The sequence below is a fragment of the Chitinophaga terrae (ex Kim and Jung 2007) genome (assembly GCF_900107795.1).
Classification (GTDB): Bacteria; Bacteroidota; Bacteroidia; order Chitinophagales; family Chitinophagaceae; genus Chitinophaga; species Chitinophaga terrae.
Window position 1 is genome coordinate 18,454 of record NZ_FNRL01000030.1, and the last position, 17,458, is coordinate 35,911.

At 45.6% G+C, this 17,458-nt stretch carries 13 protein-coding genes; 10 read left to right on the plus strand and 3 right to left on the minus strand.

What is annotated here, in order from left to right; genetic code table 11:
* Positions 1–431 precede the first annotated feature (431 nt).
* The 5 genes from BLV62_RS23580 to BLV62_RS23600 all read left to right on the plus strand — a co-directional run bounded on the left by BLV62_RS23580 (position 432) and on the right by BLV62_RS23600 (position 8,042).
* Positions 432–3,593 (plus strand): SusC/RagA family TonB-linked outer membrane protein, encoded by a 3,162-nt coding sequence (locus BLV62_RS23580; protein ID WP_211117935.1) that lies wholly within the window; start codon positions 432–434, stop codon positions 3,591–3,593.
* 27 nt (positions 3,594–3,620) lie between these two features.
* Entirely contained in the window at positions 3,621–5,195 is a 1,575-nt protein-coding gene (locus BLV62_RS23585) for a RagB/SusD family nutrient uptake outer membrane protein (RefSeq protein ID WP_089764890.1), read from the plus strand.
* 17 nt (positions 5,196–5,212) lie between these two features.
* Entirely contained in the window at positions 5,213–6,430 is a 1,218-nt protein-coding gene (locus BLV62_RS23590; protein WP_089764891.1) for a glycan-binding surface protein, read from the plus strand.
* Between the two features lie 281 nt (positions 6,431–6,711).
* Positions 6,712–6,996 carry a hypothetical protein gene (locus BLV62_RS23595; RefSeq protein WP_139170370.1) on the plus strand — a complete coding sequence of 95 codons (285 nt, stop codon included), beginning with the start codon at positions 6,712–6,714 and terminating at the stop codon, positions 6,994–6,996.
* A gap of 68 nt (positions 6,997–7,064) precedes the next feature.
* Positions 7,065–8,042 carry a hypothetical protein gene (locus BLV62_RS23600; RefSeq protein WP_139170371.1) on the plus strand — a complete coding sequence of 326 codons (978 nt, stop codon included), beginning with the start codon at positions 7,065–7,067 and terminating at the stop codon, positions 8,040–8,042.
* A gap of 140 nt (positions 8,043–8,182) precedes the next feature.
* On the opposite strand, the gene BLV62_RS28845 is transcribed toward BLV62_RS23600, so the two are convergent.
* Complete coding sequence (locus BLV62_RS28845; RefSeq protein WP_258522447.1) at positions 8,183–8,305, minus strand: hypothetical protein; 123 nt, start codon at positions 8,303–8,305, stop codon at positions 8,183–8,185.
* Between the two features lie 195 nt (positions 8,306–8,500).
* On the opposite strand from BLV62_RS28845, the gene BLV62_RS23605 reads away from it, so the two are divergent.
* From BLV62_RS23605 to BLV62_RS23615, 3 genes are all read left to right on the plus strand, one after another.
* Positions 8,501–9,052 carry a hypothetical protein gene (locus tag BLV62_RS23605; RefSeq protein WP_089764896.1) on the plus strand — a complete coding sequence of 184 codons (552 nt, stop codon included), beginning with the start codon at positions 8,501–8,503 and terminating at the stop codon, positions 9,050–9,052.
* A 9-nt stretch (positions 9,053–9,061) separates the two neighbouring features.
* Positions 9,062–10,606 (plus strand): hypothetical protein, encoded by a 1,545-nt coding sequence (locus tag BLV62_RS23610; protein WP_089764898.1) that lies wholly within the window; start codon positions 9,062–9,064, stop codon positions 10,604–10,606.
* A gap of 82 nt (positions 10,607–10,688) precedes the next feature.
* The gene (locus BLV62_RS23615) at positions 10,689–11,720 is read left to right on the plus strand and encodes an RNA ligase family protein (RefSeq protein ID WP_089764899.1); all 1,032 of its coding nucleotides are present in this window, start codon (positions 10,689–10,691) and stop codon (positions 11,718–11,720) included.
* A gap of 60 nt (positions 11,721–11,780) precedes the next feature.
* Here the strand turns inward: BLV62_RS23615 and BLV62_RS23620 are convergent, their stop codons facing one another.
* Positions 11,781–12,122 (minus strand): HopJ type III effector protein, encoded by a 342-nt coding sequence (locus tag BLV62_RS23620; protein ID WP_089764901.1) that lies wholly within the window; start codon positions 12,120–12,122, stop codon positions 11,781–11,783.
* Between the two features lie 90 nt (positions 12,123–12,212).
* Complete coding sequence (locus BLV62_RS23625) at positions 12,213–12,740, minus strand: RNA polymerase sigma factor (protein WP_089764903.1); 528 nt, start codon at positions 12,738–12,740, stop codon at positions 12,213–12,215.
* A 209-nt stretch (positions 12,741–12,949) separates the two neighbouring features.
* On the opposite strand from BLV62_RS23625, the gene BLV62_RS23630 reads away from it, so the two are divergent.
* The gene (locus BLV62_RS23630) at positions 12,950–13,915 is read left to right on the plus strand and encodes a FecR family protein (protein WP_139170372.1); all 966 of its coding nucleotides are present in this window, start codon (positions 12,950–12,952) and stop codon (positions 13,913–13,915) included.
* A 73-nt stretch (positions 13,916–13,988) separates the two neighbouring features.
* A complete protein-coding gene (locus BLV62_RS23635; protein WP_089764906.1) occupies positions 13,989–17,453 on the plus strand; it encodes a SusC/RagA family TonB-linked outer membrane protein in 3,465 nt (1,154 codons plus the stop codon).
* Positions 17,454–17,458 lie beyond the last annotated feature (5 nt).

The following is a 17,458-nucleotide window of genomic DNA, read 5'->3' on the forward strand; positions in this document are numbered from 1 at the left end:
TCCCCCTGCCAGCAGGAGGTATTGTAACAAATTGACCTTGTATTTGAAACAATCTGGGACCGTCTCTCTTCTACTCAACAGTTAGTTTTACGGTACTTAATCCACGTATATGAAACTTCAATTGCTAATTGGCCTGAAAAGCTATTTGCGACTAATTGGGGCATTGAATGTATTTTCTACCCTTTACTTAGTACCACGTATTTCACCTCTCCCTACGCCATTTTTATCTACTGACCCGATACTGTTCGCCGGACGTCAGAAGCCGTTGGAGGAGTGAGGCCCCAGGCTTCCTGGCCGGAAGCTATTTCTCATAATCTGCAAAAACAAGTTACAAGCAACCATTTCGCGCCATACCAGGGCGTCTGGATTTTTATCCGGACTGCGAGAGTGCGGAACACAGGTTAAAATTTTGTCATTTTAAAGCAACACGTATGAACTCAACCAAAATTAAGCGCTTCCAGATTGCGTTGTTGGGGCTGATGCTGCTGGGATTATTCTTCTCTGCAGACGTTTATGCTCAAACAGCCAAGATTGGCGGAATTGTAATCAATCAAAAAACATCCTCCCCTATCCCGGGAGCTACCATCACGGTAAAAGGTCTCCGTCAGCATGCGATTACCGACGAGGATGGCCGTTTCAGTATCGCTGCTTCGGCCGGCGATGTACTGGTATTTTCCATGATAGGTTATCAAAAGAAGGAAGTAACTGTAGGCAAGAACACAAACCTGAGAGTAGAGCTGGAAGACAACGTTTCCCAACTGGAAGATGTGGTGGTGATAGGTTATGGTAAAACAAAGCGTAAAGATGTTACCGGTTCCATTTCTTCTGTAAGCGGCGACGAGATCAGGAAAACACAGCCGGTTACTTTCGACCAGGCTTTACAGGGAAAAGTACCCGGGCTGGTGGTACAACAGATCTCCGGGCAGCCGGGTGGAGCGGTATCTGTACAGCTTCGCGGTCTTTCCTCTTTTGGCGGCAGCGCCCCTATGTATGTAATTGACGGCGTGATAATAGGAGGAACAGCCAACCTGGGAGCAGGAACGAACCCGCTGGCTGGTATCAACCCCTCTGAAATTGAGTCTATCGACGTCCTGAAAGATGCTTCCGCAACAGCTATCTACGGCTCGCAGGCTACCAACGGCGTGATCGTGATCACTACAAAAAGAGGACTGGTGGCGCCTCCTGCCATCTCTTACGATATGTACATGGGCTACCAGCAGATCCCGAAAAGATTGCCACTAATGAACCTGAGAGAATATGCCACTTTTATTAATGAAAGAAATAAAGGTATAGGCTGGGGATTTGATACCCGCGAAGAATTTGTGAATCCTCAATACCTGGGTGAAGGAACCGACTGGCAGAAAGAACTTTTCAGGAATGCCCCTATGTCTAATCATTCCCTTACTATAAACGGTGGCGATGTAAGAACGCAATACCTGCTTTCAGGTTCTTTTTTTAAACAGGAAGGTATTGCTGTAGGATCTGACTTCCAACGCCTTTCAGTTCGCCTGAACCTCGACAATAAAACGACCAACTGGTTAAAGATCGGTACCAGCCTGCAGCTGGTGAATATTAAAGAAAATGTGAACACCTCAGGGTCTAGTGTGATCAATACAGCATTGAGCCAAACACCGGATATTGCGGTGAAAAACCCTGACGGAAGCTGGGGCGGGAACTACAATCCCGACGGCTGGGTGAACAATAATATTGTCAACCCATACGCCATCGCCCTGATCAATAAAGACCAGGTGAACAGGAACCAGCTGTTTGGAAATTTATACGCTGAGATCCAGTTCTACAAAGATCTCAGTCTCCGCAATGAAGCGACTATCAGTTACTCTACCGCCACAGAAGACAGGTTTAATCCTACCTACACCTTTGGCCTGGTTAAAAATACACTCAACAGCGCTTCCTATATCTATAACCAGAACCAGTTCACTACTATCAGGAACTATCTTACTTATACCCATGATTTCCAGGGCCGTTACAATGTGAACGCATTGCTGGGACACGAAGCCCAGGTGAGTACCAACGAAGGCTCCAGCGCTACCAGGAATAATTTTCCTTCCAACAATGTACAGGTGATCAGTAGCGGAGACCCTACCACCGCCACTAATACGGGAACAAAGGGACAAAATGCGCTGGAATCCTATTTCGGCAGGGTGAACTTTGGGTTGGATGATAAATACCTGTTCACCGTCAACCTGCGGGCAGACGGATCTTCCAAGTTTGCGCCAGATAACCGTTGGGTGAACACTTACTCCGGCGCCTTCGCATGGAAGCTCAAAAATGAAGAATTCCTGAAGCAATCCAGGAACGTAAACGATTTAAAACTGAAACAGGGATATGGTCTGACCAATAACCAGAATATCAGGGACTATGCGTATACTTCTACCTTAACTACGGTAGCTACAGGCCTTACCGGTATAGCCCAGCTTACAGTGAATGTGGGCAACCCGCTTGTGCAGTGGGAAAAAACCAAGTATGCAAACATAGGCCTGGAGGGTACGTTGTTTAACTGGCGATTGAATTTTGCCTTAGACGTATATAACCGCAGAACAGACGGCCTGGTGATGCAAATACCGCTTCCATTATATTCCGGTACTTCAATTGGTTATGCGCCGGGTGCATTGGATGCTCCTTATGTTAACATAGGAACGGTTAATAACAAAGGTTTTGACTTCAGGATCAGCTCAACCAATATCCAGACGAAGAAGTTTAGCTGGAAAACTGATATCACCGTTTCAAGGAATATTAATGAAGTGCTCAAACTGAATACAGATGGCGCATCTCTCAACCGTGAATACACCAATACGGTGGTAGGCAGATCGATCGGCGAGTTTTATGGTTATGTGATAGACGGTGGAGTATTTGCTACGGCGAAGGAATTGGAAACGCATCCCCGTCCGGCCAAGAACAAAGTGCCTGCACCTGTAGGCGCCAGCGGCGGAAGCATCTGGTTCGGAGACCTGAAATTCAAAGACCTGGATGGTGATGGAGTTATCGACGAGGCCGACCAGACTTTCCTGGGCTCGCCAATCCCTAAATACCAGATTGGTTTTAATAATAGTTTCTCCTATAAAAATTTCGATCTGAATATCTTTTTCAATGCCAATATTGGCAACAAAGTATTCAACCAGCTGCGGAAAAATGGAGAATATCCCGGCACCAGCTTTGGTTACCTGCGTAACCTCATGAATTATGCGCAACTGGAACTGATAGATCCTAAAGGTTCGGCTACCGACATCAATAATGTGTATGTTAAGAACCCTGAAACCAGGGTAGTAGGTATGAGGAATGATAATACGAATGACAATAACAGGAACTCAGACAAGTTCGTGGAAAACGGCAGCTTCCTGCGTTGCAAGAATATTACTTTAGGTTATTCTTTCCCTGAAAAATTACTCAGCAAGATCAGTATTCACTACCTGCGGGTGTATTTCAATGTTACCAACGCCTTTATTATCTCCAAGTATTCGGGAATGGATCCTGAGATCGGATCATGGGACCCGTTAAATGCAGGAATTGACAACGGATTTTACCCGCAACCCCGCGTATACACAATTGGAGCGAATATTAAACTGACCAAATAAAGGCATTCATCTTAATACCTGATTAGTATGAAGACATTAATAAAAAAATTACTCTACTGCCAGATAATGATAATAGTGTTGGCAGGATGTTCAAAGAGTTTCCTGGACCGTCCGCCACTGTCGCAGATCAGCGCAGATAATTTTTATCAGTCAAGCAACGACCTGAGATTGGCAACAGCGGCGCTGTATGCAGGTACTCCCTGGGGCGAGTGGAATTACAGTTGTTACCTGCCAATAGGTGATGTATTAAGCGGCAACATGTCGGTAGGTTATTGGCGAGATGCCGTTCAGCTGAACACGTTTGCCATTACCGGCGCCAATGAGATCATGGTAGCCAACTGGAGAGCGTTCTACAAAGTTGTCGCGCATTGCAACGTTACTATCAAAGCGATCGAGGAGAAAACTCCTGATTCTGTTCCTTTGCTTAACAAGAATGCAGCCATCGCAGAAGCGCGCTTTATCAGGGGCTTTATATACTATAACCTGGCAGTTTTATGGGGGGCGGTACCTATTATAGAAGATAACAGCAAGCTTGTTGTTACTCCGCTGGTTAACCGTGTAAAAACTGAACATGTATACCAGTTTGCGATCAACGACCTGCGATTTGCAGCCGAACATCTGCCTGTTACAGATGTGGCCGGGCGGGTAACCACCTGGTCGGCGCAGGGAATGCTGGCAAAAGCTTACCTGACAATTGCGGGGCTGAACCAGAATGGTTCGCGCAACACCGCCTTGCTCGACAGTGCAAAGAAATATGCGGGCAATGTTTGCAAGAACAGCGGGTTAGCGCTGCTGCCTAATTACGCCAACCTGTTCAAAGCGCAATTCAATGATAATCCGGAGTCCCTGTTTGCATTGCAGTGGGCGCCCGGCGGCGGATGGCTGGAAGGAAATATGTTGCAGATCTATTCTTCCGGCGGAACCGAAATTTCACCGAACGGAACGGCCGGCTGGTTTGGTATTGGGCCAACCGTAGATATGTTCAGGCTCTATACATTAAAAGATTCGATCAGGCGGAAAGCTACTTTTATGCTGAAAGGCGATCATTATCCTGAACTGAATGCGGCCGGCGGCGGGTTTACCTTTACCGGCGACAATGCCTTAAAGAAGCATATCATAGGAACCAATAAAGACAACAACGCCCCAACTATGAACTTGTTCTCATCCATTGAACATAATGCGTTGTTGCGATTGGCAGATGTGTACCTGATATACGCAGAATCTATACTCGGTAACAACACCAACACCACCGATGGCGAAGCACTTCTTTACTTTAATAAAGTGCGGGAAAGGGCCGGCCTGGCGCCTGCAACCAAGGTGAATGCTGATAGCCTGATGATTGAGCGCCGGATAGAGTTAGCAGGAGAGGGGCACTATTGGACAGATCTCGTAAGATTGTCTTACTACAACTCTAAAAAAGCGATTAGTATACTGGTAGGTGAAAAACGTGTACCATTTAGTTACACAGATGGCGTAATAACAGAAAAAGACCCTTGGGGACCAATCACTCCGCCTACTGTCAACACTTTCACTTTCCCGCTTCCATCATCTGAAATCACAGCTAATCCGAAATTACTGGAAGCGCCGGTATCTTATTATTAAGCTAAAAAATATTTCCAGTGGATAAAATATTTTCTAACTCAACCAGCAACCGTTTACTGTTATTTTTTTTGGCATTGGTTGCAATGGCAGGACAATCTGCCTGCAGAAAAGATGAACAAAAAGCAGGACCTGTAATCACTCACGTGAGAAATTACGCTGCATCTCCTAATGATACGTTGGTGACCTCCGTATTTGCCGGCCAGTGGGTTGTATTATCCGGCCATGGCCTCAGCGATGCTTTGCAGGTAAGTTTCAACGGCGTACCTGCTTCCATAAAAAGCGTAATGTTCTCTGATACCACCGCAGTGATGCAGGTGCCGGCTGTTATACCTTTCCCTACTATCCCGGCCGAAAAGCTAAACGTAATAACATATGTAACTTCAAAAGGAACGACTAGTTACAAGTTTGATATCCTGGCGCCACCGCCAACGATAACATCCATTTCAAACGAAAATGCCAAGGCAGGCGATTCTGTATATATTTATGGCTCCAACCTTTTCTTTATAGAAAAGCTTTCCTTCGCCGGGGAAGTGATCAGCGATTTCTCGATGGCTGCAGACGGTACCGTTGTTGGCTTTATACTGCCACATCTGGCTCATAGCGGTAAGGTTATTGTTACTACAAAATCAGGAGTCGATTCTACCAGGTTTAATGTAAACGATCCGGTAACCGGCGTGATTTGCAACTTCGATGACATCAACCCGTTCTCCTGGGGCACCAACCTGGAAAACAGCAGCACTGAATTCCCCGGGAACAGCGGCACCTATGCTGTATTAAAGAATGATGTACTGGCGGCAGGCGACGGTACATGGTGGAACAACCAGCGAAGCATCAATACAAACAATGTACAATGGATTCCTAAAGATAGCCTTAACACCGCGATCGACGGGTATGCATTGAAGTTTGAATTGAATGTACCATCAACATGGAATGGAACAACCCTCTATGTAGTACGGAATTACGACATGGCGTTCCTTGCCAGGTACGAACCCTGGGTAAGCTCAACAGGCGCCGCGGTGAACTATTCCGCCAAAGGATGGCGAACAGTAACCATTCCGCTCACCATGTTCAGAACCAACAGCGGGAAAGGAGTAAGTGCAGGCAGCCTGACTGAATTGCTGGGCGCTGATGCTTTCAGTCCTATTAATATCCAAACGGCCAATTTCCTTTCTGTACCAACTGCCACAGGTTTTTACGGGGCGATAGACAATATCAGGATCGTAAAGATCAAGTAAGGAACTAACAAGGTTTTGAAGAATGGCGAAAAAGCATGCTGGCTAATAGAACATTACATGCCAATTACCATTCCAGACAATATCGCTGTTGTATTCAAAAAATAATACAATAAGCCGGTTAAAGTGTAACGAAAAGTCTCCCGCCTGAAAGCCGGGGGACTTTTCTTTTTGGCAAACCATTCTTTTGGGTTTTATGTTTAACACAGAGTTTAAATGGAATTTGTAAGATTGTATGGCACTCACCGGTGACCCTACAACTGTTAAACTTTAAATAGTAAGCTATGCCTGTTCCTGCAACTGTCAAGACAACTGTTTTGACCATGCTTTATATTGTCGGTATTTTAATGGTTTACCCGCTTTTATCTTATTACCTGGGCCTGGGGCGTTTACTGCCGGCATTCCCCAACCAGGTTTACATCCATGTTTACTGCAGCGGGCCGCTATTGATCATCGTCGGATTTTTGTTGTTCTTTGTTTACCGGCAGCGCTTTCCGGGATCGGTTTTCTTTCTTATTGGCATATTGTGTATTGCGGCTGTTTTATATGAAGTAAGAGAAGGATGGTAAAAAGAATTAGTTATAAGTAACTTTGTTGGTGTTCGGCCAGGCATAAACGGGCCAATATCAACAAACCCATGATGAAATGTTTTACGACTGCTTTCCTGCTGTTATCTGTGATCGTTGCCGGGGCGCAGGGGATAGAGGATGAAGATGGCGATATGCCACGGTTACGGACATACGATAGTACTTATAGTTTAGCATCGTTGGTGACGCGGGATCTCTCGCGCAACCAGGAAAGAAGATACAGGTATACCGATCCGGCTTCTCTTGTGGGGCAGCAGATCATTTTCCTGCAACGCAACCGTGGTTTCAAAGGCGGGGAGTTCACGAAAGAAGATACAGTGTTCTTTGTGTTCCGCTCCCATTCTGTGCCTGTCGGCGCATTGCTCACCACTGAAATGAAGAGTTTTTTACGCCAGCCTTCTAATCACCTGTATGTGGCGGATGTTACCAACAAGCTGCCGAAATATGAACTTGCGGAAAAGACGGGCGAACAAACCAGCATCTATAAACCCACCCTGTATTGGAATAGGGCGACTAACGTACTGTTTCCCGGCACTGATTATTCTGATCTCGAAAACAAGACCTTTACCATTACCGGCGCTAAACTAAACGCGAAAGCGGCGGTTCCTTTTTATGAGTTTGAATTGAAAGATGATGCCGGTGAAACCATTACCTGGAAAGTAAAGATTACAGACCTGCGGAGCTATGATGTGGCAATAAGCGGGCAGCTGGCTAAACTGCGCGAAACCTGGTTGAATAAGAACTTCTACATGTACAGGAAAGGATACTTTTATGTAAAGCCCGGTTATACCAATATCCTCGACGGAAAAAGATATGAATACGCCGATGATAAAAAGTGGCATTGCACCGCTGTTAAGTTCTTAATGAACGAGCATTTCAGGTTTGCTGCATTATATATTGTGTTGGAAGATGATGAAGGAACAACATTGGCTGTTACGCCGGAATACGACCGCTTTGCAGGCGACCTGCCGGCGGAGCATCTTTATACGGAAGAGGAGTACCTGAAGTTAAAGGCTGGGAAAAAATAATTTTCTTTCCGAAAATATAGGAGATATTGCCGCATTGTCGCTCGCCGTGCAGGCAGCGGCAATGTGATACCTGCAATTAGAAAAAGCAACCGGGGAGAAATCTCTCCCCGGTTGCCTTAGATCTTAACTGAGTCGCCAGTTCAATACCAGCAGGGTGTTTTCTTTTCCGATACCTCGTTTTCTGCTACCAGCGTAGTTAAAACGCCGATACTGGGTTGGTTGACAGTTACCGTGAAGGGTTGTGATTTTTCCAGGTTATTCATCTTAATAAACCTTATAACTTTTTTCGCCAATGCTTTAATACAGAAGTGATTTCCTTGCAGGAATGGGCATATACCTAACGAATATAAAATGGAAAATAAATTTTTTGTTTTAACCTAAAAATTTATTTTCCTGGCTCATATTTGCAAATGTATCAACGATAGATATCGTGTTGTATTAATTTTTAAGTAAATATTATGTCGGAACCCAATTCATTGTTTGCGAGAATACACCTCTCCCAAGAGCGTTTTGAAACCTTTTTAGCGGCCCCGCCCAAGCCGCCCGTCCTGGATGCCAACTGGACAAATTGGTGGAATACACGTAAAATGTATAGCCCGCATCCCCTGAGCGAAAATGATCTTTATGCTTATAATGCTGCATCCAATAAAGCTATCCTTGATGGCTGGATGGAGAATAAGAATACGGGAACATTCTATGATTATGATGAAACGGGGCAGACGCTGAACCTTGGCCTGATCTTTTTTTCAGAGAACTACGGGGAAATGATCCCTATGCTGTCGTTTATTCTGAGCCTGGCGGAGTATAAAGAGAATAACCCGGACGATTTTTGCATTGTCTTTCCCTTTTTCTGGGGAGATGAAGACCTGAGCGTTTACATAACCTTTGAGGGGAATACTGCCCGCCTGGATGCAGAACTGGAATCTGTCGCCCAATTGGACCCAGCTAAACTGAAATACGCAGAAGATTATTTACAACGGAAAGCTGCGGAGATTTTCCCGCAGGATTAAAAAAAGTATATGCAACCGGTTTTTGAAGTAAAGAAATTTAACGACATAAAGCATTTGTTGCCGGCAGGTTCCTGGTGGATAAAGCACAGGCGCCATGAAGACATGTCAAACGAATATGCTGCATTCTATGAAGGAAATGCGGTTACAGAAAATATCAATCTCGACTTTTTTAACCTGGATATTTCGCTTAACGACGAATCGTTGAGGGAGAGTATTGGTTTGATAGTAATAACAGGAAACCTGCGGGCTAAAAATATAATGAACGCTGAAACAGATGGGGCGGTGTCGTTAATTGTACTCGGCAACCTGGAGGCGGATAATATCGCCGTAGGCGGACAGGAGATCTACGTTTGCGGCGACCTTCTGGTGCATGACCTCTATTGGGGAGACTACAACCACGGGGAGCTGCAGGCAGAGGGGCATGTTGCTGCACGGGTGTTCATGGCTACAGACGAATACCATTTCGATTGGAAGCGTTTCCTCCGGAAAGAGAATGTTGATATCGCCCTGCTGGCAAACGACGACGACGCAAACGGGGATATCTCCAGGGAGGTGATGGAATCGGCATTTGAAGAGGCCTGCCTGGTTGATGACGTAGAAGCGGATGAAATTTATAGTTTTAAAGACTGGCTGGATGCTGCCGAGATAAACAGGCGCCTTGGGGCGAATGAGCCGGTATTGCGCGGTGAGATCGCCGCCCGGGAAGAAGAAACCATCCCGTATGTCTTCGAGGGCGATTTCCTTACAGACAACAATATGGAACGTTTCAGGACCTCTTTCCTCTTCTCCCTTTTTGGCAGTTCTGAAAGTGCATTGAAGAAAATAGAATTCTGGAGAGAAGATACTTTTACAAGGGTAACTGTACAACAGGATAAGCCTCTCTCTACCAATCTTTATTTCCAGCATAAAGAGGAATATGCGATAATGGTCTTCTGTTTTGAATATGAAAATTCGCTGCGCCGGGCCATTACCTATAAATCGCTGACAGGCGACGACCAGGAATGGCATTCCCTGGATTTACAACATCCGCAACCTCATCTCCGTAGCCTGTTAGAAACAGGATATAAAAACCTGTTGAAAGAATTTTCGGCCATGGAATTTTACCAGCAGAAATTCAGGGAAGAAGTTACACTGGAAAAAGCCAGGACGATTATGGCGCTTCCGCTGGTGAAGCAAAGATACAGCGACTACTATAACGATGAGGCAGAAGTGTTGTACATAGGCAATTTAATGATAGAATTCAGGCAGGAAGATCCTGCAACGGAGCGGGCGCCCAGGATCGGTATCATCCAAAGCATACCTCATGCGGAAGAGGAAGATGACAGGTTTGCTTTCTTCCATTTTGATATCATCAAAGATGAAGCAGGCAATGAACGGGTAACGCTGCGGACGCAAGATGCAGATGGGTACGATAGTACTGTGTATAATGTTTCGGTTACAGACACAGGAAAGTTTAAAAAGGCCCTGGAGTTTTTTGCATTGCTGGAAAAGAAGATCTTTCCGTTGAATGAAAAATACCTGGCCGAGTTGAACGCGAACAGGGAGAATGAATAATGAAGAAAAGATTAAATGTCTTGTTCCCATTGCAGGAAGATGTTGCGGTTGGGAATAACCAGGCAAGAAATATAATAGAGTTATGAGTGAGTTTTCGGGCTATGAAAAGATGCCCAATAGTTTTAAAAAATTGCAGTTGGATGAAAGTGATTTTTCCAGGTTGGAGAAATTGAAGTGGGTGGTTACGGAAAAAGTGCATGGCGCGAATTTTAGTTTTGTGTATGAAGATGGCAGCCTGAAATTTGCCAAGAGAAGGGAATACCTGAAATGGACGGATGATTTCTTTGGATTCCAGTTGGTAGTGAGCCGTTTGGAAAACAATATACTCCGGTTGTTTGAGCGCCTCAGCGCTGAAGTACAGGGTGCTAAATACATTGTATACGGCGAGTTGTTTGGCGGCAAATATCCTCACCCGGAAGTAGCGGAAGACAAGCAGGTACAGGCTGTTCAAACAGGCGTTTATTATACGCCGGGCATACATTTCTGCGCTTTTGATATTGCAATAGAAACAGCAGACGGCAAACAATACCTGGATTATGAAACAGCAGTGAATTATTTCGAACAGTTTGGGATATTTTACGCAAAGCCGTTGTTCATAGGCCGATTTAACGAGGCGCTCAATTTCAATACCAGGATCAATTCGGCTATTCCTTCAGCCTTCCAGCTGCCTGAGTTGAGCAATAACCTCATAGAAGGCGTGGTTGTAAAGCCTTTTAATCAGCCCGCTGACAGCCAGTTTGCCGACCGGCCTATCGTGAAGTTGAAGAACCCCGAATTTGATGAAGAGGAAAAATTTCACCAGGCGGCCCGTTGGTCTTTTATCCCGGAAGTATCTTCGAAAACGGAGGATCTTTCTTACATCGTAGATGAGTTGAAAACCTATGTTACGGTTAACAGGCTCAAAAGCGCTGTTTCCAAGATCGGCGCCCTGGATATGAATAATGAAACGAGAGTAGCGGAGATCCAGTCGGAATTCCTGGAAGATGTGCTCACCGATTTTAAAGAGAATTATGGTAATATACTGGAAGAATTTTCTGCTGAAGAAAAAGAGTGGGTAATGGAAAGGCTGAAGTCAGCAATCTACCGCACAATGGTTTTTGCGGGCAACGAGTAAAAGATTAATCCAAAAAAAGGTCTGTCTCCTCACCGGGAGGCAGACCTTTTTCATTGATGTTTATTTAGCGGTCAGCGCTTCTCCTTCGAAGGCAATACCAGCCCAGCCATGGGCTACGAACTGCCTGATGTTCTGGTGATCCGTTCCATGAGGGTTCTGTAATACAGACTGGTAATGTTCTGCAAATAAAGGCAGTGTGTCCTCTTCTTTCAGTTGGTGTATTTTGGCAAAAGAGAAAACCTTTGCGCTGCCCTGGTTCTGGGTAGCTTCGTTATACGCATCGCCATTCCTGAAAGCTGTAGGCTGATGATGGTAATGGGTTTCTATAAAATCAATCACTTCTTTGAAAGTGACGGCGTTCTCTTTAGATCTTTTAATCAAGTCATCCAGTTGTTCTTTCATGTCGCAATGCTGTATTTAATGTGTTCGGCAAAGATAAAGGGCTGACCGGTAAAGGCCAACCCTTGTTTTTTAGTTGTTATATTGATGATCTTAAAAAAGACTGTATAATGCTTTTCGAATAGCTTTTAAACAGGAGGCTACCTGTTTCTCCAGGGTACTGACAGGAACCTGCAGTTCAACGGCCGCTTCTTTATAAGACTTTTCTTCTTCCTTTATAAGCCTGTATGCTGCCTGCTTTTGCACAGAAAGTCGGGCGATCGTTGCAGCAATGGTTTGGTGGGTTTCCCTGAACGACAACTGGGTTGCGGGCGTATAATCTTCAATTGCTTCTTCATCTGTCGTCCAATCGCCTTTTAGTATAAGCTGATGTTTGAGACGTTTGCGGTGCCAGTCCATCAGCTGGTTGTAAGCGATACCGAAAATATAATTTTCCCATTGATGGCTGATTACAACAGTTCTTTTTTCCCATGCACGCAGGTAACAATCCTGCAACAGATCCTCGCAGAGCACAGCATCCCTTGTATGCTTCATGAAAAGCCGGTAAAGCCGGTCTTTCGACTTTTCAAAGGCTTCCAGGAAAGCGTTGGCTTCATTCGTATGTTCACTAGTGATTTGCATGTAGCCGGCAAAATTAATCGACTGGAATACAAGTAGGTCCGCTTAACATAAATTTCATAATGTGGAATACGAAGTACAAAATAGATAATTTTTTCTCATTCCCAACAAAAAAATTCCTTAACAATTAGTTTACACAGGCATTGGCGGAAAGTGAATGCTTTAACGAACATGTATATGCAAGAAGTATCAAAAAAACTAAATCCTACGATATGGACCAGGATAAATCCATCTGGCAGAGATATATGAATGGTACCGCCACCGAGGCGGAACTGCGGGCGCTGTATGAAATGCTGGAGAAAGGCGAAGGTCCTTATCCTGAGGAGGTAATGAATCGGGAAATGGAGGGCAGCGACCTCATGCCGGCCCAAATGGCGGAGCGTTTGCGTAAAAAGCTGGAGGAAGCCGCAGGCGTCAGGAAGCCCCTTATCCGGCGTTCATTTTATTACTATGCAGGTACTGCCGCCGCCGTCCTGTTCCTGTTTGCAGGTTACGCCTTGTACCTGAACCTCAACACAAACGCGCGCGGGGTAAAGAGTTATGGCGGTAAAACAAATACGGGCAACGCACCGCAACTGGTCGTGTTACCTGATCAGTCGAAGGTTTGGGTAAATAAAAACAGTACCCTCCTGGTAAGCGAAGATTTCGCAAATGACCGGTCCCTGCAACTGGAGGGGGAGGCTTATTTTGAAGTTACTACCGATCCCAAACACCCGCTTACCATTGAGAGTGGCGGAACTATAACGCAAGTGCTGGGAACAACTTTCAATATAGATAACAACGTAGACGGAAACCTGCGCATAACATTAATATCCGGGGCAATTAAAGTCAGCGATCCGGAAAATTCTTTTTCAGCTCAGCTGAAACCCGGAGAAACGCTTATAAACAAGGAGAACAAAAGAGAGATTGTCAAAACAGGAAGCCTTGATGTTATCGGATGGATGCATGGCAATATGATATTCAACCAGATCCCGCTGAAAGAAGCGCTGAAGAGAGTAAGCGAGCATTATAACAAGCCGGTATTCGCGGACGACTCGCTGCTCTCTGGCAAGGTAGTGACCGCAGACTACCCTGCTGAAGCCACGCTGGAAGAAGTATTAAACCATATGCTGTTCATCTACCAGTTGAAAATCACCAAAGATGCAATGGGAAATATAGTTATTACATCAAAACCATAATAAAAAAGCAGGGCCTCGCCTGGCCCTGCCCGAAAAAAACGTTCCGAAAAAACGCTTAAAACATCCGCAAAGTATGAAAAAAAAGGTAAACCGCCTGCGACAGCAGTCAGGCGCCTGGATCCTTATTGCCTTCATTGGGCTGCTGTCTGCCTGGCCATCTGCCTATTCAAATGCCCAGACAGAAAAGTTATCAGCCCCCGTAACGCTTAAAGCAGAAGCTATACTGTTAACTACAGTTCTGCAGCAACTGCAACAGCAGACACACTACATTTTTTCCTACGATCAGCCCCAGTTATCTGCTATTCGCCTAAAACAGGTTAACTGGAGGAACACGCCGTTGGGAACTGTATTGGAGCAGTTAAAAGCACAGACAGGAGTTGACTATACAGTACTTGGCAAAAATATCGCTGTGGCCCTTGTACGTGCTTCCTCTTCTTCCGGCAAAGAGCAACCGGGAAAACTGACAGGTAAAATTACCGATGCCGCCAACGGGGAAATACTTATAGGCTCCGGTATCCGTGTTGGAAGCAAAGGCGCTGCAAGTAATGAACAGGGAATATATACACTGGAGTTGCCGGAGGGTACCTATATCGCTGAAGCGTCATTCATTGGATATAAGAACAACCGCATAGCGCCTGTAACCATTAAGGCGGGAACAACTACCAGGCTGGATATCGCACTTCAACGCCAGGAAGGCAAACTGCAGGAAGTAGTGGTAACGGCATTGGGTATAAAGAAAGACGAAAAATCGCTGGGCTACGCCATTCAGAAAGTAGATGGAGATGAAGTAAGCAGCGCTCCAACAAATAACTGGATCAACGCGCTTAGCGGGAAGGTAGCAGGGCTTACCCTCAACAAGGTAGGAGGCCCGCTGGGCTCAAGCGATGTTGTATTGCGCGGCGACAATGTACTGGCGCTGGGAGGCAGCACAGCCCTGATAGTGGTAGACGGGGTGCCTATCAGCACAGCCCAGTCGGGAACCGGGAACGGTCCATTAGTGGATGCAGACAGCCCTGTAGATTTTGGAAGTTCGCTCAGTGACCTGAACCCAGAAGAGATTGAAAGCATCACGGTGTTGAAAGGCCCGGGTGCTACTGCACTGTATGGGTCAAGGGCTTCCAACGGCGCCATCGTCATTACAACAAAATCAAATAACAAAACAAAAGGCTGGGGCGTCTATGCCAACACCGTCCAGGAAATAAGCCAGGTGAACAGGTGGCCGGATTATCAATATGAATACGGCGCGGGCGGTGGCGGCGCCAGGTATTATTCGTATGGCAACACGGTGGATGGCAATTCGTTGCAAACAGCAACGGCGGCCTGGGGTGCCAGGTTTGCGGGCCAGTCTTACTTCCAGTACAATTCGCCGATCGATCCGGTTACCGGGCAAAGAACTGAACGCGTACCATGGGTACCTTATGAAAATGCTTATAAGGGAATCTTCAGGAACGGTTTTACAAGCACAAATACAATTGGTGTAGCCGGGCCAAATATGAGAGCAGGAATTACCTATCTTAAAAATAACTGGATAACCCCAAATTCAGGCTTTAGCAGGGTGTCTGCCTGGCTCTCGGGAAACCAGAAAATATCAAACAAAGTTACCATCAGCGGAAAGCTGAACTATAACCGGAAGTTTAGCGATAACCTGCCGGCACAGGGCTACAACAACCAAACCATCATGTATTACGTGAACCAGACGGCTCCAAACAATAACGTGGAATGGAATAAACCCATGTGGCTTCCTAACCAGGAGCAGGTAGCACAACAAAGCCCATTCTGGCCGGGAATGGATAATCCATACCTTATTTCGTATGAAATGCTGAATGGCACAGATAAACACGATGTCATAGGCAATATTAACGCAGTGGTGCAGCTTACTCCCAGGCTTAGTCTTTCGCTTCGTTCGGGCATGGATCTGAACTACGAATTCAGAACACAGCTACGTCCTATGTCTACCTATAAATTTAAGCAAGGTATGTACAGGCAGCAATCTGTTTTCAGGATAGAGAACAATAGCGATTTCCTGTTGAAGTATGACAATAAACTGCCCGGCGGAATCAAGTATACAGCCAGCTTCGGAGGCAACCAACGGTTTAACGATTATAAATACACGGATAACCGGGCGGATAATTTGGTGATACCAGGGGTTTATAACCTGGGAAACAGCAGGGACCCTGTTGTTACCATTCCTGATAGGGCAAGCTTCCTGGTTAACAGTTTATATGGATTCCTGAACCTGAATTTTCGTGAGAAAGTATTCCTGGAATTAACAGGAAGGAATGACTGGTCTTCTACGCTTCCAAAACAAAATCAATCCTTCTTTTACCCAAGTATCAATGCCAGCGTGTTGTTGGATAAGCTTGTAAAACTGCCGCAGTTCGTATCGCAGGCCAAGTTTCGGGCTTCGTACGCCAGCACTGGTGTGGATGCAAGAACAGCATATACTTTCCTGGAAAACTATTCGTCCACCAGCTTCCCGGGATCGCTTACATCGCCAGGCACATTGCCTAACAAGAACCTGAAGCCCCAGTTGACGAACGCCATTGAAGCAGGAGGTGATTTCAGGTTCCTGAACAGCCGGTTGGGCATCGATTGGTCTGTATACCGCAATGTGACGAACAACCAGATATTAAGCCTGCCGATCGACGGCGCAAGTGGGTATTCAAATGCTATGGTGAATATCGGGAAAGTGCAGAATAAGGGAGTTGAAATTATGCTTACCGGTATTCCTTACTACAACCGTGACTTCAGGTGGAATGTAACTTTGAACTGGGCGGCAAACAGGAGTAAAGCATTGGAGTTAACTACCAGCCCGGGATCAGAAGGAATGCTGATCTTATATAATGTAAGCTGGGCCAGCATCCAGGTAGTAGCGCAGGAAGGAAAATCTTTCCCCCAGCTCTATGGTTTAGGATTGAAACGCACTCCTGATGGCCAGGTGATCTATGATAATTCCGGGCTTCCATTGCTGACGGATACGCTGCAAAACAGGGGAAGCATCAGCCCCGACTGGCAGGGAGGTATTAAAAATGAACTTTCTTATAAACGGCTAAGATTTTCTTTCCTGGTAGATATACGCCAGGGAGGTAAGATGATGTCTTATTCTCATGCTATTATGGCGGCCAATGGGAAATTAAGAGAAACATTGCCGGGGAGAGAAACAGGAATTGTAGGGCCAGGCGTTGTACAAAAAGCGGACGGTACTTATGTGCCTAATACAACTAACGTTTCTGCAGCTACTTATTACTCCCGCTACTTCAATTACACTAATATGGAAGCAAATGTCTTTTCCACAAGTTTTGTGAAACTGCGGGAAGTAACACTGAATTATGATCTTCCCAAAAAATGGTTGAAAGGCACATTTATCAAGCAATTGGCTGTCGGGGTATATGGCAGGGACCTGTTCAACTGGACAAAATTCCCGATGTACGACCCCGAAACGGCTACAATGAACGGGTCGCAGATCATGGCAGGAATTGAGATAGGCCAATTTCCTTCTACCAGGGCAATAGGCGCAAATTTAAAACTGGATTTTTAAGAAAT

Bases quoted from the DNA above. Each gene is read 5' to 3' on its own strand.
- BLV62_RS23635 (WP_089764906.1), top strand. From the start codon at position 13,989: ATGAAAAAAAAGGTAAACCGCCTGCGACAGCAGTCAGGCGCCTGGATC.
- BLV62_RS23600 (WP_139170371.1), top strand. From the start codon at position 7,065: ATGATGAAATGTTTTACGACTGCTTTCCTGCTGTTATCTGTGATCGTT.
- BLV62_RS23620 (WP_089764901.1), bottom strand. From the start codon at position 12,122: ATGAAAGAACAACTGGATGACTTGATTAAAAGATCTAAAGAGAACGCC.
- BLV62_RS23625 (WP_089764903.1), bottom strand. From the start codon at position 12,740: ATGCAAATCACTAGTGAACATACGAATGAAGCCAACGCTTTCCTGGAA.
- BLV62_RS23580 (WP_211117935.1), top strand. From the start codon at position 432: ATGAACTCAACCAAAATTAAGCGCTTCCAGATTGCGTTGTTGGGGCTG.
- BLV62_RS23610 (WP_089764898.1), top strand. From the start codon at position 9,062: ATGCAACCGGTTTTTGAAGTAAAGAAATTTAACGACATAAAGCATTTG.
- BLV62_RS23595 (WP_139170370.1), top strand. From the start codon at position 6,712: ATGCCTGTTCCTGCAACTGTCAAGACAACTGTTTTGACCATGCTTTAT.
- BLV62_RS23615 (WP_089764899.1), top strand. From the start codon at position 10,689: ATGAGTGAGTTTTCGGGCTATGAAAAGATGCCCAATAGTTTTAAAAAA.
- BLV62_RS28845 (WP_258522447.1), bottom strand. From the start codon at position 8,305: ATGAATAACCTGGAAAAATCACAACCCTTCACGGTAACTGTCAACCAA.
- BLV62_RS23585 (WP_089764890.1), top strand. From the start codon at position 3,621: ATGAAGACATTAATAAAAAAATTACTCTACTGCCAGATAATGATAATA.
- BLV62_RS23605 (WP_089764896.1), top strand. From the start codon at position 8,501: ATGTCGGAACCCAATTCATTGTTTGCGAGAATACACCTCTCCCAAGAG.
- BLV62_RS23630 (WP_139170372.1), top strand. From the start codon at position 12,950: ATGGACCAGGATAAATCCATCTGGCAGAGATATATGAATGGTACCGCC.